We start from the raw sequence: 14,283 nt of genomic DNA on the forward strand, positions 1-14,283 counted from the left end.
GGATAGGAGTGAATAGTGTGTCAGAAGAAAAAATTTATGATGTCGTTATTATTGGTGCAGGACCAGCTGGTATGACAGCTGCAGTATATACATCTCGTGCAAATTTAAGCACATTAATGCTTGAGCGTGGTATTCCAGGTGGCCAAATGGCAAACACGGAAGATGTAGAAAACTACCCAGGTTATGAGTCTATTTTAGGGCCAGACTTATCAAATAAAATGTTCGAGCATGCGAAGAAATTTGGTGCTGAATATGCATACGGTGATGTGAAAGAAGTCATCGACGGTAAAGAATACAAAACAATTATTGCTGGTAAAAAAGAATATAAAGCACGTGCAATTATCGTTGCAAGCGGTGCAGAGTATAAAAAAATTGGTGTACCGGGTGAAACAGAACTTGGCGGCCGAGGTGTATCATATTGTGCAGTATGTGACGGAGCATTCTTTAAAGGAAAAGAACTTATCGTAATTGGCGGCGGAGATTCTGCTGTTGAAGAGGGTGTGTTCTTAACACGCTTCGCATCAAAAGTAACGATCGTTCACCGTCGTGACACGCTTCGTGCACAGAAAATTTTACAAGATCGTGCTTTCCAAAACGAAAAAGTAGATTTCATTTGGAACCACACTATAAAAGAAATCAACGAAGCAAGCGGTAAAGTAGGAAGTGTAACACTTGTAGACGTAAACAGTGGAGAAGAGAAAGAAGTCAAAACTGACGGCGTATTCGTATACATCGGTATGTTACCATTATCAAAACCATTTGTTGAACTAGGTATTACAAATGAAAATGGTTACCTTGAAACGAACGAACGTATGGAAACGAAAATTCCTGGTATTTTCGCAGCTGGTGATGTTCGTGAAAAAATGCTTCGTCAAATTGTAACTGCAACAGGTGACGGTAGTATTGCAGCACAAAGTGCACAACATTACGTAGAAGAATTATTAGAGGAATTAAAAACTGTATCAGAAAAATAAGGGATAATATACCTTGTGAGAAGAAAGCTACCGACAGGAGCTTTCTTCTTTTTTTGTGTGGAAATGTCAAAGTATTGTCAAAAAATATAAGGATTATAAGCTTTCTTATTGATATACTGGACTTTACGGAAAAAATCACTATAAGAAATGAGGAATTTATTCAGTATGGAATGGCGTAATATATATCGTGGATTTTGTATGGGCGTTAGTGATTTAATTCCTGGTGTGAGCGGCGGTACAATCGCTGTTGTGTTAGGGATTTATGAACAATTGCTTGCGGCAATTAGTGGATTCTTTAGTCGTGAATGGAAAAAACATTTAGGGTTTTTAATTCCACTTGCAGCTGGTGTGGCAGCAGCGTTTTTAACGTTAAGTCATGTTATTAAATATTTACTTGCAAATCATTATGAACCGACTCAATTTTTCTTCCTCGGTTTAATTATTAGTATATTACCGATGTTAATGAGAGAAGCTGATGCAAAGTCGTCGTTTAAAGGTAAGCACATTGTTTTATTAATAGTTGCAGCAATTCTTGTTGCGATCACAGCTTTCTTTAAACCAGATAAGGCAGCAGATCCAATTACGACGTTAACAATTTTAAATGCAATTGGTTTATTTTTCGCAGGATGGATGGCTAGTATGGCTATGCTACTTCCTGGGATTAGTGGATCGTTTATTTTATTAATTATTGGTGTGTATCCAACAGCAATTAACGCTTTAACTACACTTAACTTACCTTTAATCGTGGTTATCGGTGCTGGTGTTATGGTTGGATTTGTTGTAAGTAGTAAAGGCATTAGTTTTTTATTAGATCGTTATAAAAGTATGACATTTGCGGCAATTATTGGACTAGTTATCGGTTCGATTGTAATTGTGTTCCCTGGTATTCCAACTGGTGGATTTTCAATTATAAGTTCAATTATTACCTTTATTTTAGGATTTGCGATTGTTACTTATTTCGGTAAGAAATAAGGGCTTTAATCCCCTTGGCGATAAAAATCGTTAAGGGGATTTTTCATGCTATTCATTAAAAGTCTAAGCATTTACATTGCTTGTTATGGAAAGCTTTTTTAAAATTGTTGAGTAGCATATGCTTAGCGAAAGAGGACTGGCTCCTTCGTTGTAGCAAACTGTTTTTGATAGTATAATGAAAGAAGTATGCAGTGAGAAATTTTACTGCAAGTAGCTGAGGTGAAGAAACATGCAAAGAGTGACAAACTGTGTGTTAATTAGAGATAATGAAGTACTCTTACTCCAAAAACCTCGCCGAAATTGGTGGGTTGCACCAGGCGGGAAAATGGAGCGTGGTGAGACTGTAAGAGATTCCGTTGTTCGCGAATATCGCGAAGAAACAGGTATTTATTTGAAAAACCCAGCGTTAAAGGGGGTCTTCACCTTTGTCATCCAAGAAGGTGATAAAGTTGTTTCTGAATGGATGATGTTCTCCTTTTTAGCGACAGATTTTGCAGGAGAAAACAAACTAGAGAGCGAAGAAGGCATCATTGGTTGGCATACATTTGATAAAATTGATGATTTAGCAATGGCGCCAGGAGATTATCACATTATTGATTATTTAATTAAAGGAAATGGCATAATCTACGGTACATTTGTATATACCCCAGATTTTGAGTTGCTTTCATATCGATTAGATCCGAGTTAAACCGTCAAGGAGAGGATACGATGACAGAGAATAATGATATAAAAATGGTAATTATTACAGGGATGTCTGGAGCTGGAAAAACAGTAGCTTTACAAAGTTTTGAAGATTTAGGATATTTTTGTGTAGATAATTTACCACCGATGTTATTGCCAAAGTTTATTGAGCTTATGGCGGATTCAAAAGGGAAAATGAATAAAGTGGCACTTGGCATTGATTTACGTGGCCGCGAGTTTTTCGAACATTTATGGGGAGCACTTGATGATTTATCAGAACGTACATGGATTATTCCTCATATTTTATTTTTAGATGCGAAAGATAGTACGCTTGTAACTCGTTATAAAGAAACGAGACGTTCGCATCCACTTGCACCAACTGGTTTGCCGTTAAAGGGAATCGAAGCAGAGCGCAATTTATTAACAGATATGAAGGCACGAGCAAATATTGTGCTTGATACATCGGATTTAAAACCGAAAGAATTACGTGAAAAAATTGTTCACTTGTTCTCAACAGAAACTGAGCAAGCATTTCGTGTAAATGTTATGTCATTTGGATTTAAGTACGGTATTCCAATTGATGCAGATTTAGTATTTGATGTTCGTTTTTTACCAAATCCATATTACATTCCACATATGAAGCCATTAACAGGACTAGATGAAGAAGTTTCTTCGTATGTACTGAAATTTAATGAGACACATAAGTTTTTAGAGAAGTTGACGGATCTGATTACTTTCATGCTGCCTCATTATAAAAGAGAAGGCAAAAGTCAACTTGTAATTGCAATTGGATGTACAGGTGGACAGCATCGTTCTGTTACGCTTACAGAATACCTTGGGAAACATTTGAAACCAGAGTATAGTGTTCATGTATCTCATCGTGATGTGGAGAAGAGAAAGGGCCATTAAGGGATGAAAAAAGAGAGAAAGCCTAAAATTGTCATAATGGGAGGCGGAACCGGACTCTCTGTTTTATTAAGAGGATTAAAGCAATATCCTGTTGATATTACAGCAGTTGTTACAATCGCTGATGATGGTGGCAGTTCGGGTCGATTACGTGATGAGCTAGAAATTCCACCTCCAGGTGACATCCGTAACGTACTTGTTGCGTTATCGGATGTAGAGCCACTGGTGGAAGCTTTATTTCAGCACCGTTTCACAACAGGAGACGGACTGAAAGGTCATGCGTTAGGAAATCTATTGTTGGCAGGTATGACCTCGATTACAGGAGACTTTTTCCATGCAATTACGGAAACAAGTAAAGTATTAAATGTCAGAGGACGTGTATTACCAGCAGCGAATCAAAGTGCGGTACTTCATGCGGAACTTGAAGATGGGGAAATTGTAACAGGTGAATCAAAGATTCCTTATTACGGAAAGAAGATTAATCGTGTCTTTTTAACTCCAGAAGATGTAGAGCCATTGCATGAAACGTTGGCTGAGATTAAACGAGCTGATTTACTTGTTTTCGGCCCAGGAAGTTTGTATACGAGTATATTACCCAACTTAGTTGTTAACAAAATTGGGGACGCTGTTCTTGCTGCAAAGGCGAAGAAGGTATATGTATGTAACGTTATGACACAAGCGGGTGAAACGATGGGATATACTGCTTTTGATCATGTGCAGGCGTTACACGATCATTTAGGGCAACCATTTATTAATACTGCAATTGTAAATAACCGTGAGATTCCTTGTGAATTACGTAAGTTATATGAGGAAGAAATGTCTACACCAGTTGTAGTGGATGAAGAACGTTTTGCTGAAAATAATATTGATGTTATTCAAGAGGGATTAGCGAAGTATGATGATCGTGTTGTAAGGCATGATACGTTAAAGTTAGCTTCGATTTTATATTCATTGTTATAAATGTGCGTTGCCTCGTTTGAGGTGGCGCTCCTCATTCATATAGGACAAGAATTTTGTTCCATAATAATCGTATAAGGAGGTGTTGACTGTGTCATTTGCATCAGAAACAAAGAAAGAGCTGACGAATCTTGAAGTGAAAGAATGCTGTGAGAAAGCAGAATTATCGGCGTTACTTCGAATGAACGGATCGCTTTCTTTTTCAAACCGTCGTCTATCTATCGATATTCAAACAGAAAATGCGGCAATTGCAAGAAGGATTTATACGCTTTTGAAAAAAGGATATGATGTGACGGTAGAATTACTTGTTCGTAAAAAAATGCGATTGAAGAAAAATAATGTATATATCGTAAGGCTTGTTGAAAAGTCTCGCGAAATATTAGCCGATCTTCATATCGTTCGAGATGACTTTTCATTTATTCGAAATATATCACAAGAATTGATTGAGAAGAAGTGTTGTAAACGATCGTATTTACGCGGTGCATTTTTAGCAGGTGGTTCAGTAAATAACCCAGAAACATCATCTTATCATTTAGAGATCTTTTCGTTATATAAGGAACATAATGATGCTATATGTGAACTGATGAACGGATTTGATTTAAATAGTAAGACGTTGGAAAGAAGAAAAGGGTACATTACGTATTTGAAAGAAGCGGAGAAAATTACGGAATTTTTAAATATTATTGGTGCTCATAATGCACTTTTAAGGTTTGAAGATATTCGAATCGTACGTGATATGCGTAATTCCGTAAATCGTTTAGTGAACTGCGAAACAGCTAATTTAAATAAAACAATTGGTGCAGCGCTAAGGCAGATTGAAAATATCCGCTATATTGATGAGACGGTTGGTCTTGATATATTGCCAGATAAACTACAAGAGATTGCGCAACTACGAAGAGATTATCAAGATGTAACATTGAAAGAGTTAGGTGAGATGGTATCCGGGGGGAAAATTAGTAAATCGGGTATTAATCATCGTTTGCGTAAAATCGATGAAATTGCAGAGAAATTACGCGCGGGGGAAACGGTAGCAAAAAAATAAGAGGTTAAAGGGGAAATGGAGCTGTGGTTCAAAAACGAGTTCAGGTTTCATTAAAAAACGGTTTACAAGCACGTCCGGCTGCGTTGTTTGTACAAGAGGCAAATCGCTTTCATGCAGATATCTTTATTGAGAAAGATGGAAAGACAGTAAATGCAAAGAGCATAATGGGGATTATGAGCTTAGCAATTGGAACTGGAAGCATGATAACAATTACAACAGAAGGTTCAGATGCAGAAGAGGCTTTAGAAGCATTAGCTGCATATGTACAATAAAGAGCTATCGCGTATATGCGATAGTTTTTTTGTTTTGTTGTTTGTGCGGATTAGCGGGGAGGGGTATTTAGCTGGTTTGTCCTTGTCGGAGATTGTCGGTAAATCGATATGTTGTGTCGAACCGTTGATATATTAAAAAAATCGTTGATATAATTTGAGTTTTGTTCGATATAATTGAAAAATCGTTGATATATTTAGAGGGATACTGGATGGGGTATGTGAGCGGGGAACAATATATAAAAGAAGCGCCCAATTATAGGGCGCTTCCGCTTTTAGTTATATCTAGCTCTAGCGGCTAGAATCTCCGGTTGTTTCGCCCCTTCATTCGAGGCAAAAAGCGCCTCGGAATCAGGGGCTCCATCGCCCTGCGATTCTAAACGAGCCGCTTTCGCTTTTAAGTATTAACGATTTGTAAAGATTTTATCGATTAAACCGTATTCTAAAGCTTTTTCTGCTGTCATGAAGTTGTCGCGGTCTGTGTCGCGTTGTAGTACTTCAAGTGGTTGACCAGTGCGGTCAGCAAGAATTTGGTTTAGTTTTTCACGTAAGAATAGGATACGTTTTGCAGCGATTTCGATTTCAGTCGCTTGACCTTGTGCTCCACCAAGTGGTTGGTGAATCATTACTTCACTGTTTGGAAGTGCATAACGTTTTCCTTTTTCACCTGCTGCAAGTAAGAATGCACCCATAGATGCTGCCATACCGATACAGATTGTTGATACTTGTGGCTTAATAAACTGCATTGTATCATAGATTGCCATACCTGCTGTGATAGAACCACCAGGGCTGTTGATGTAGATGTGAATATCTTTTTCTGGATCTTGAGATTCCAAGAATAAAAGCTGGGAAACGATTGAGTTAGCTACGTTGTCATCAATTGCACTACCAAGCATAATGATGCGGTCTTTTAATAGTCGAGAGTAAATATCGTAAGCGCGTTCTCCACGATTTGTTTGTTCAATTACTGTAGGAATTAAATTCATCTGTTATTTCCTCCTTATAAAGCTTTCTTAGTCTTATAATACAATTATGGTCAATAAAGGTCAAACGAAACCACTTTAAATCAAAAAAATATGTAGTTGTACCATGAAATATTCGCTATGTTTTCGAAATTCCCTGCTTATGTATCTTCAACATCATAACCGAATTACATAAATTTAAACGTTATAAAAACTGGAGAAAAAAGAAAAGAACGCCTTTTAACTGAAGCGTTCTTTCGATAATTAGTCTTTTAAAAGATAGGTTACTTTATTTAAAATCTTTTCGATTTGTTTCGCGTTTTTACTATACATTTCGCTTGCTGATTTCGACTTTGTTTCTAGGGAAAATAGTTCAAGATCAGCATGACATTTTTTTAAAGATGCTAATAATAAAGGTTTGTTTTGAGGAGAAGGCATTTGGAGTTTGTCATTGTAAATGTCGATAGTAAGTTGTCCGTATGAATCCACTTGACCGAGGAAGACATTTTCAATAACAACACCGAGTTTTTCTAATTCTGAATGTAGCCAAGCGCGGTTATGTCCGCTTGCTGAAAGAGGTTCATCTAGTACATTTCCATCCATAATAACAGTTTGTGGTTCTTTCTCGTTTGGTACTTTTAAACCGATGTCTTTTGCTGTAAGTGGCTGGGAATCTTTCTTTAATAATACATTTAATTCTCCGCTCGGTTCTAAGACAGCAAATTCGACTTCAGCTACGCTGAACGCACTTTTTCCGCGGAGAAGTTCCAGTAATTCGTCACTCGTATATTTTTCTTTCTTTAAGTTATCTTCGAGTATCTTTCCGTCTTTTATTAATACGGTAGATTTCCCTTCAAAGAAGTCCCGAGCTGTTTTGTTCTTTAAAGAGAGGATTCCTGTTAAAAAAGGTACCACAGCGAAAATGAGTATCGCAAAGACGCCGTGAAAAAATTTTGAATCGAGCCCTGTAGATACTTGGGCAGCGATGTCACCAATCGTCATTCCGGCTATGTATTCAAAAAAGGAAAGCTGAGAGATTTGTCTTTTGCCTAACCATTTCGTAATAGCGAATAAAATAATTAATATGAATACAGAGCGAAGAATGACAAGTGTCCATTCCGGCAGGTGAGACATAGTCGTTTCCTCCAGTCTACTTAAAACCCTTTATATTGAGGTTCTTCACGTTCTAATACTGAAATTCTATCCTTTAAATCAGCGATGACGCTGTCCATTTCTAACATACATTCATGAAATACGCGTTTTGATTCTTCGTCTTGTGAATTTAATGAAAGGGAGCTTAAACTTGCTTGAGCGCCCCTTACACTAGCAAGGCAAGTTTTTACGCTAGCGATAACAGTCATATAAACACCTCTTATCCTTTCGGTTTGAATAACAATGCTCCAATGAAGCCGAAAATAATAGCCGCTGATACACCGGCGCTCGTTACTTTAAACATGCCGGTAATAACGCCAACGATGCCATGTTTTGCAGCTTCTTCCATTGCGCCATGAACGAGGGCATTACCAAAGCTTGTAATAGGTACAGTTGCCCCGGCTCCAGCGAAATCAATTAATGGCTCATACAAATTAAATCCATCTAATATAGCTCCAGCAACAACGAGTGTTGCCATTGTATGAGCAGGTGTTAGTTTGCCGACATCAAACATAAGTTGGCCGATTACACATATAAGTCCGCCAATGACGAAAGCCCAGAAAAAAATCATTGCGTTGCACCTCCAAATTCAATCGAAACGGCGTGAGCGATACACGGAATCGTTTCTTCTTGTTGGAATGTAAGTGGAGATAGTAAAGCGCCTGTCGCAACGACAAGTATTTTTTTGAACTCTCCTCTTTTCATTCGGTTTAATAAATGACCGTATACGACTGTTGCGGAACATCCAGGTCCGCTAGCACCAGCTATGACAGGTTGTCCTTCTCTATAAATGATAATTCCGCAATCTTGAAATTGTTCGCTCGTTACTTTCGTTCCGTGTTTATGTAGTAAGTCATAAGCAATTTCGCGTCCTACATGTCCGAGATCGCCTGTTACGATTAAATCGTAGTAAGAGGCATCAATTTGACGTTCACGTAAATGGGCTTCAATTGTATCAACTGCAGCTGGAGCCATTGCGCCTCCCATATTAAATGGATCCGTTAATCCCATATCAACCACTCGGCCGATTGTTGCAGAGGTTACTCTTGGACCGTGTCCAGTATCGCTTAAAATAGCGGCTCCTGCTCCGGTTACTGTCCACTGTGCAGTAGGCGGCTTTTGTCCACCGTATTCGGTAGGGTAGCGGAACTGTTTTTCTACAGCTGTATTATGGCTTGAAGCTCCAGTTAATAAATATTTTGCACCTTTTGCATTTACGATACTTGCCCCAAGTGCTAAACCTTCCATAGAAGTAGAGCAAGCCCCGAATAATCCGAGATAAGGAGTCCCAAGTGTGCGGCAAGCAAAGCTTGTTGGAGTAATTTGATTAATTAAATCTCCTGCGAGTACGAATTGAATATCATCTTTACGAAGCTCTGCTTTTTCAGTAGCGCGACTACAAGCTTCTTCGAATAAAATCTTATGTGCTTTTTCATAGGAATCTTGTCCGAGCCATAAATCTTCATGAAGGATATCGAAGTCTTCTGGGATATTCCCCTTTGCTTCAAATGGTCCACCGACAACCCCTGTTGAGATAATGACTGGTTTGTTTTCAAATACCCACGTTCGGTGTCCTTGTAACATTTATAGCCCTCCCCATTGAACGAGAATAGTTTTAATAAGTGCGATGACGAAAGCGGAAAATACACCAAATAAAATAACAGAACCAGCTAGTTTAAACATATTGCCGCCAACGCCAAGGACAAATCCTTCCGTTCGATGCTCAATACATGCGGCAATAACAGAGTTACCAAATCCAGTAACAGGTACAGCTGTACCAGCACCGGCAAACTGTCCAAAACGATCGTATATACCAAATCCAGTTAGTAACATGGAGATGAAAATGAGCGTTGCGACTGTTGGATTGCCTGCTGAGCGTTCAGTGAAATCAAAATATGTGATGTAAAAAGTAGAAATGAGTTGTCCGATGAAGCAAATAAAACCACCGACGAAAAAGGCTTTTATACAATTTTTTAAGACAGGTCGTTTCGGTTCGCGTTCTTGTTCGAATTTTTTATACTCCTGTTGTACAGGGGTTAAGTTTTTATCTTTACTAGACATTGCAATCCTTCCTTTTCTTTTAAAAAGCGTTAAGTGTTAGACTCCATTTTTTTACCAATGAATTTTAATTGTTTATTAATTTCATCTTTAGATACTTCTTTTTCCTTAATTTTTCTTTCGAGTTTTTCGAGTAACATAAAGATTTTTTTATCTGTACTGACACGAACATCGAAAGTAGGGTGCTCATCACTTAGTTGCTTTTGAAGTTTGCTGCGCAACGGCTTTAATCCAAACCTTTCGTGATGCTCAGGTGTAACTGCTATGTAGAGATCTAAATTTGAATTCACTGCTGTGCTTTTTATAATTTCATCCATAGCGAGAGCTCTTTTCTTCGCTCCTTGTGATATAGATTGATTAAAGGATTCCGTACTCGTCTTTGTTAACTTTGGACCTTTTTCTTTCTCCGTTCGTTTTGCTTCTTCTTTCACTTTTTTATCTAAAGGACTATTATCACATCCGGTAAAAGAGCTAAATAGAAGTGCAAATAATGCGGTTATGAGGCCGAGTTTTCGCATAATTATCATTCCATTTCTATTGCAATATGTAATGTGATAGAAAAAGGATGACTGCATATCATCCTTTTTCTATTTCACAGCAAGATTGGTTCGTTATTGCTGTGAGTATTGTGGTTCTTCTTGTTGGACTTCTTCAACACGTGGGTTTAAAGAATCGATAATCGTTTGTGTTTGCTGCGCAGCTGTTTGGAAAAGTTGCTTAGCTTGTTGGTTATCCGTATCAAGAGCGAATCCCTCTAAGCTAGCTTGGGCACTTTTTAATCCAGAAACAGTCTGCTTTAATTTTGTAATTACAGTCATTGAATGAAGCCCCCTTTGGAATATCAATTCAAAGATTATAATTTGTGAGTTGGGGTGAATTTATGATTGGAAAATTTAGGGGTGAAATAGATTTTATATGCTTTTAGCTAAGATGCATAAGGTATTACGGGGATATTTTTATTGATTTAGATGGATTTTATTGCTATTATTATGAGAAGAAAATGAAGTGTTTTCTATAATCATGCGCCCATAGCTCAGTCGGATAGAGCGGTGGTTTCCGGTACCACGTCTGCCGGGGGTTCGAATCCCTCTGGGCGCGTTAAAAAGTCCTAACTTACGTTTTGTAGGTTAGGACTTTTTTTATTTATCTCATTATTTAAGGGTTAAACAAAACAAACTGATGGAAGTTTCATTTTATATGTGTACTTTCAAAATGCCTTGTCTCATTGCTTCTGTTAAAGCTTCGGAGCGTGATCCTACTTTTAATTTTTTGAAGATTTTTGTTAGGTTGTATTCTACAGCTCTTGAACTCATGTACAGTTCATCAGCAATTTGTTTATTGCTACTTCCTTTAGAGACGGATTCTAAGATTTCTAATTCTTTTTGTGTAAGAAGAGCGGTTTTATTTTCAAGTTGTTGAGTCGTTATATCGTCTGTACGTAGTTGACGTAATAAAGAAATAGGAAGTAAAGTATATCCATTTACAGCTGCACGAATTGCCATTAATAGCTCTTGCTGAGAAGCTGATTTACTAATAATTCCGCTGATACCAGAGTTTATTAATAAATTAAATTGGGATACGTATTCAAAACCTGTGTATAAAATGATTTTTGCATCTGTTTGAATATGTAATATTTTCTGGGCGAGTTCAATACCACTACAATTGGGCATATTCATATCCAAGAGATATACGTCAAAAGGTGTAGCGTCACTTTTTATAAGTGCTTCCTGTTCATTTAAAATATATTCTGCTTGCATATCTTCTTCTAATTCAATCATGCTCTTTGTTCCTTCGCCTACAATTTGATGATCATCTACGATTAATACTCGAATCATTATTTACCACCTCGGAACTGTAATGTTTACTTGAAGTCCTTTTTTAGTTTCGGATACTATATGTATTTCTCCGCCAATTGATTGAAGCCTTCCTTTTATACCGGAAATCCCCATATGCTGCTTAGGAGAGTAGGGAGTGTCTATATCAAAACCTTTGCCGTTGTCTCGGTAGTCTAGGAAAATGCAGTTATTCTCTTCCCATAAAAAAATCGATACGATGGTTGCCTCGGAATGTTTATCTGCGTTTGTTAGTAGTTCTTGAATGATACGATATAAAGATAAAATTTTGTCAAAATCGTAATGATGTTCTTGAATTGATTCATGATCAAATTGAATATGAAACTGCACACGTAATTGTGTTTGGGCTAGCAATTCTCTTAATGCACCAATTAAACCAGCATCTGATAAAAGTGATGGACGCAATTCATTGCATGTGTCGCGAATTTGTTGTATTACATCGTGCATACCGAAGTGGATTTTTTTTAGTTCATTTTTTAATTCTAGTGGAACGGATTTGTTTTTTAGTAAAGAGTCTAGTTTGCGGTACCATACGATTTGATCTTGTAATGCAGAGTCGTGTAAATCTGAAGCGAGTCGGCGCCTTTCTTGTTCAGAAATTTGAAAGAGTAGGCGTGATAAGCTTGCAGAATTTGTTTTGGATTCTAAACTCTCCTGCTCTAGAGAATGAATAATTTCATTAATAGTATACAAGTTTTCGTAAATAAGACGGACGTATGTCGTGACAGTGATGAACCATGATTTTTCATGCGTATTATATTTAATATTATTCAATTTTCTTCCAATCCAGATGTAGTGTTTTATATGTTTAGTAGAGTATAAGTAAATGCCAATGCATCCATCATCCTCTAATAAATCATTAATTAGTAATGCTGCCATACTCCATTTTTTCTTTTTAGAAAGTGTGAAATCTTTCGTTTGTCGATATCCGTTACAGAGTGTATATGTGTTGTCTTTCATATCATATTGAACAAATTGAATAAAAGAAGGTTTCAACATCGAAACGATTTCATTAGTGAATTTTTTCTCTAACTCTTCTGTTTTCATAATAGATGATAGCTGTGCGGTAAACTGTTCAATGTTTACGTATAAGTTTGTTTTAGTCCGAAAGAGGTGATTACGGAATGTAAAATCTAATCTTTCTTTTAATATGAGAAATAGAATGTTTAACGGAAAAATAATAATAAAACTTTGCAGTAGTCGAGAGAGAAAATTGTCTTTGTAATAAATGCTCCAGCTCGTAATGATTGCAATTAATAGAGTTGGAATTAGTGACAGAAATGCGTAATACCGTAAACGATCAAATACAAACTCTATATCAAAAATCTGCTTCGTCGCTACTAAATAAAAATACCCGATTGGAAGAGCGATTAGGAACATAGCGCCAATATCTGCTGAGAGAATAGGTGTTTTGAATATTGCATCTGGAAGAGCATAGAGTGTAACGAACGGAAAGAAGGCAATGGAATGAATCGTGAGCATTAATTTTAAAAATGGTTTATGTACTGTACTGTGATATTTGATATAGGCACGGATTAAAAAATATATACAAAAGATAATATTTATTGAAAGGTAAATTAGTTCTAATCCATCGGTATTAACTATTGGACATGGAATGAACATCGTTAAAATAGAGAGTAATAGTAAAATAATGCCGATTGTAATATCGATTTTTAGAAATCTCATAGAAATAACGTATAGTTGCTTTTTCTTGAATAATTCATTCAACAATAAAATGAGAGACATAGGTGTACCTTGAAATACAATACTTAAAATAATGAGAGCGATAAAATCACCTTTACCAGATTCAACTGCGATTAGAAGACTTGAGGAAGTCATGAATAGAAACGTGATCAAAAAGAATGTTTCCCGGTTCAAAGGCTTCTTTGTATAAAGAAAAATAGATAACCCTAAACAAATAAAAGCGAGTAGGAAGGGAAAGTATACAGAAATAATTTTGTCACGAGAATCAATAAAATGTTGTGTTCCTTTATAAGTTTGGGTGATATCGTCTTTTTTAATTTGTATTTCAGATGCATTTAGTGATTGGTTTTGGTATCCAGGAAGTATTCCTAAATGAGGCTTTTCTTTATTTATCGAATAGATTATATCTCCTTCTTTTAAGTCCGTATGAAAAGCCCAACCGGAGGATTTAATTTTTGCTATTGTGTATGTAGTTGAGTCTGTTTTAGAAATAAGAACGCCACTATATGGTTGGTTTATTTTATATAAGATATAGCCTTGTAAACAAAAATACAGGATAGTTACACATAAAATGAAAACGAAGTTACGTTGTATCTGCAACGGTTTAGACACCTCTCTTTGTAGGTATATCGTTTAATTTCTGAATATTTTTATAATAACATTTAAGAAGTTTTCATACAATCAATGTCATCTGTTGAAATTGCGGTGAACCACATAAGAGTGGTTCGCCTTTTTTACGGTAAATACAGTACG

General features: G+C 36.8%; 17 protein-coding genes and 1 tRNA gene. 8 read left to right on the forward strand and 10 right to left on the reverse strand.

Annotated features, from left to right (window positions below; all coding sequences use genetic code 11):
• Positions 1 to 17 precede the first annotated feature (17 nt).
• The 7 genes from trxB to AC1Q8L_RS21060 all read left to right on the forward strand — a co-directional run bounded on the left by trxB (position 18) and on the right by AC1Q8L_RS21060 (position 5,804).
• Positions 18 to 974, forward strand: a complete 957-nt coding sequence (gene trxB / locus AC1Q8L_RS21030) for a thioredoxin-disulfide reductase (RefSeq protein ID WP_001288078.1) — start codon at positions 18 to 20, stop codon at positions 972 to 974.
• A gap of 165 nt (positions 975 to 1,139) precedes the next feature.
• The gene (locus tag AC1Q8L_RS21035) at positions 1,140 to 1,946 is read left to right on the forward strand and encodes a DUF368 domain-containing protein (protein ID WP_000455196.1); all 807 of its coding nucleotides are present in this window, start codon (positions 1,140 to 1,142) and stop codon (positions 1,944 to 1,946) included.
• A 229-nt stretch (positions 1,947 to 2,175) separates the two neighbouring features.
• Complete coding sequence (locus AC1Q8L_RS21040) at positions 2,176 to 2,634, forward strand: NUDIX hydrolase (protein WP_001190080.1); 459 nt, start codon at positions 2,176 to 2,178, stop codon at positions 2,632 to 2,634.
• A gap of 20 nt (positions 2,635 to 2,654) precedes the next feature.
• Positions 2,655 to 3,536 carry an RNase adapter RapZ gene (gene rapZ, locus AC1Q8L_RS21045; RefSeq protein WP_000138459.1) on the forward strand — a complete coding sequence of 294 codons (882 nt, stop codon included), beginning with the start codon at positions 2,655 to 2,657 and terminating at the stop codon, positions 3,534 to 3,536.
• A gap of 3 nt (positions 3,537 to 3,539) precedes the next feature.
• Positions 3,540 to 4,493 carry a gluconeogenesis factor YvcK family protein gene (locus AC1Q8L_RS21050; protein WP_000712187.1) on the forward strand — a complete coding sequence of 318 codons (954 nt, stop codon included), beginning with the start codon at positions 3,540 to 3,542 and terminating at the stop codon, positions 4,491 to 4,493.
• A gap of 88 nt (positions 4,494 to 4,581) precedes the next feature.
• The gene (gene whiA / locus AC1Q8L_RS21055; RefSeq protein WP_000006566.1) at positions 4,582 to 5,532 is read left to right on the forward strand and encodes a DNA-binding protein WhiA; all 951 of its coding nucleotides are present in this window, start codon (positions 4,582 to 4,584) and stop codon (positions 5,530 to 5,532) included.
• Between the two features lie 23 nt (positions 5,533 to 5,555).
• Positions 5,556 to 5,804 carry an HPr family phosphocarrier protein gene (locus AC1Q8L_RS21060; protein WP_000250307.1) on the forward strand — a complete coding sequence of 83 codons (249 nt, stop codon included), beginning with the start codon at positions 5,556 to 5,558 and terminating at the stop codon, positions 5,802 to 5,804.
• 401 nt (positions 5,805 to 6,205) lie between these two features.
• Here the strand turns inward: AC1Q8L_RS21060 and clpP are convergent, their stop codons facing one another.
• The 8 genes from clpP to AC1Q8L_RS21100 all read right to left on the reverse strand — a co-directional run bounded on the left by clpP (position 6,206) and on the right by AC1Q8L_RS21100 (position 10,791).
• Positions 6,206 to 6,787 carry an ATP-dependent Clp endopeptidase proteolytic subunit ClpP gene (gene clpP / locus AC1Q8L_RS21065; RefSeq protein ID WP_001049162.1) on the reverse strand — a complete coding sequence of 194 codons (582 nt, stop codon included), beginning with the start codon at positions 6,785 to 6,787 and terminating at the stop codon, positions 6,206 to 6,208.
• Positions 6,788 to 7,027: 240 nt separating this feature from the next.
• Positions 7,028 to 7,897 carry a DUF421 domain-containing protein gene (locus AC1Q8L_RS21070; protein ID WP_000018924.1) on the reverse strand — a complete coding sequence of 290 codons (870 nt, stop codon included), beginning with the start codon at positions 7,895 to 7,897 and terminating at the stop codon, positions 7,028 to 7,030.
• A 20-nt stretch (positions 7,898 to 7,917) separates the two neighbouring features.
• Positions 7,918 to 8,124, reverse strand: coding sequence for a DUF1657 domain-containing protein (locus tag AC1Q8L_RS21075; protein WP_000215909.1), 207 nt, complete (start codon positions 8,122 to 8,124; stop codon positions 7,918 to 7,920).
• An 11-nt stretch (positions 8,125 to 8,135) separates the two neighbouring features.
• The gene (spoVAE, locus tag AC1Q8L_RS21080) at positions 8,136 to 8,486 is read right to left on the reverse strand and encodes a stage V sporulation protein AE (protein WP_000575919.1); all 351 of its coding nucleotides are present in this window, start codon (positions 8,484 to 8,486) and stop codon (positions 8,136 to 8,138) included.
• Positions 8,483 to 9,499 carry a stage V sporulation protein AD gene (gene spoVAD / locus AC1Q8L_RS21085; protein WP_000938972.1) on the reverse strand — a complete coding sequence of 339 codons (1,017 nt, stop codon included), beginning with the start codon at positions 9,497 to 9,499 and terminating at the stop codon, positions 8,483 to 8,485. Before spoVAD ends, spoVAE begins: the two co-directional genes overlap by 4 nt.
• A complete protein-coding gene (gene spoVAC, locus AC1Q8L_RS21090; RefSeq protein WP_000095399.1) occupies positions 9,500 to 9,976 on the reverse strand; it encodes a stage V sporulation protein AC in 477 nt (158 codons plus the stop codon).
• Between the two features lie 29 nt (positions 9,977 to 10,005).
• Positions 10,006 to 10,491: a YhcN/YlaJ family sporulation lipoprotein gene (locus AC1Q8L_RS21095; RefSeq protein ID WP_001228546.1), complete on the reverse strand. Its 486-nt coding sequence runs from the start codon at positions 10,489 to 10,491 to the stop codon at positions 10,006 to 10,008.
• A gap of 93 nt (positions 10,492 to 10,584) precedes the next feature.
• The gene (locus tag AC1Q8L_RS21100; protein ID WP_000216166.1) at positions 10,585 to 10,791 is read right to left on the reverse strand and encodes a DUF1657 domain-containing protein; all 207 of its coding nucleotides are present in this window, start codon (positions 10,789 to 10,791) and stop codon (positions 10,585 to 10,587) included.
• A gap of 204 nt (positions 10,792 to 10,995) precedes the next feature.
• Between AC1Q8L_RS21100 and AC1Q8L_RS21105 the strand changes: the two genes are divergently transcribed.
• Positions 10,996 to 11,071, forward strand: a tRNA-Arg gene (locus tag AC1Q8L_RS21105).
• Between the two features lie 95 nt (positions 11,072 to 11,166).
• Here the strand turns inward: AC1Q8L_RS21105 and AC1Q8L_RS21110 are convergent.
• Together AC1Q8L_RS21110 and AC1Q8L_RS21115 are read right to left on the reverse strand one after the other, a co-directional pair.
• A complete protein-coding gene (locus AC1Q8L_RS21110; RefSeq protein WP_000621765.1) occupies positions 11,167 to 11,808 on the reverse strand; it encodes a response regulator in 642 nt (213 codons plus the stop codon).
• Positions 11,809 to 11,811: 3 nt separating this feature from the next.
• A complete protein-coding gene (locus AC1Q8L_RS21115) occupies positions 11,812 to 14,130 on the reverse strand; it encodes a sensor histidine kinase (protein ID WP_001166936.1) in 2,319 nt (772 codons plus the stop codon).
• Positions 14,131 to 14,283: the final 153 nt, after the last annotated feature.

The organism is Bacillus sp. GW823-FHT06A11 (assembly GCF_058795355.1).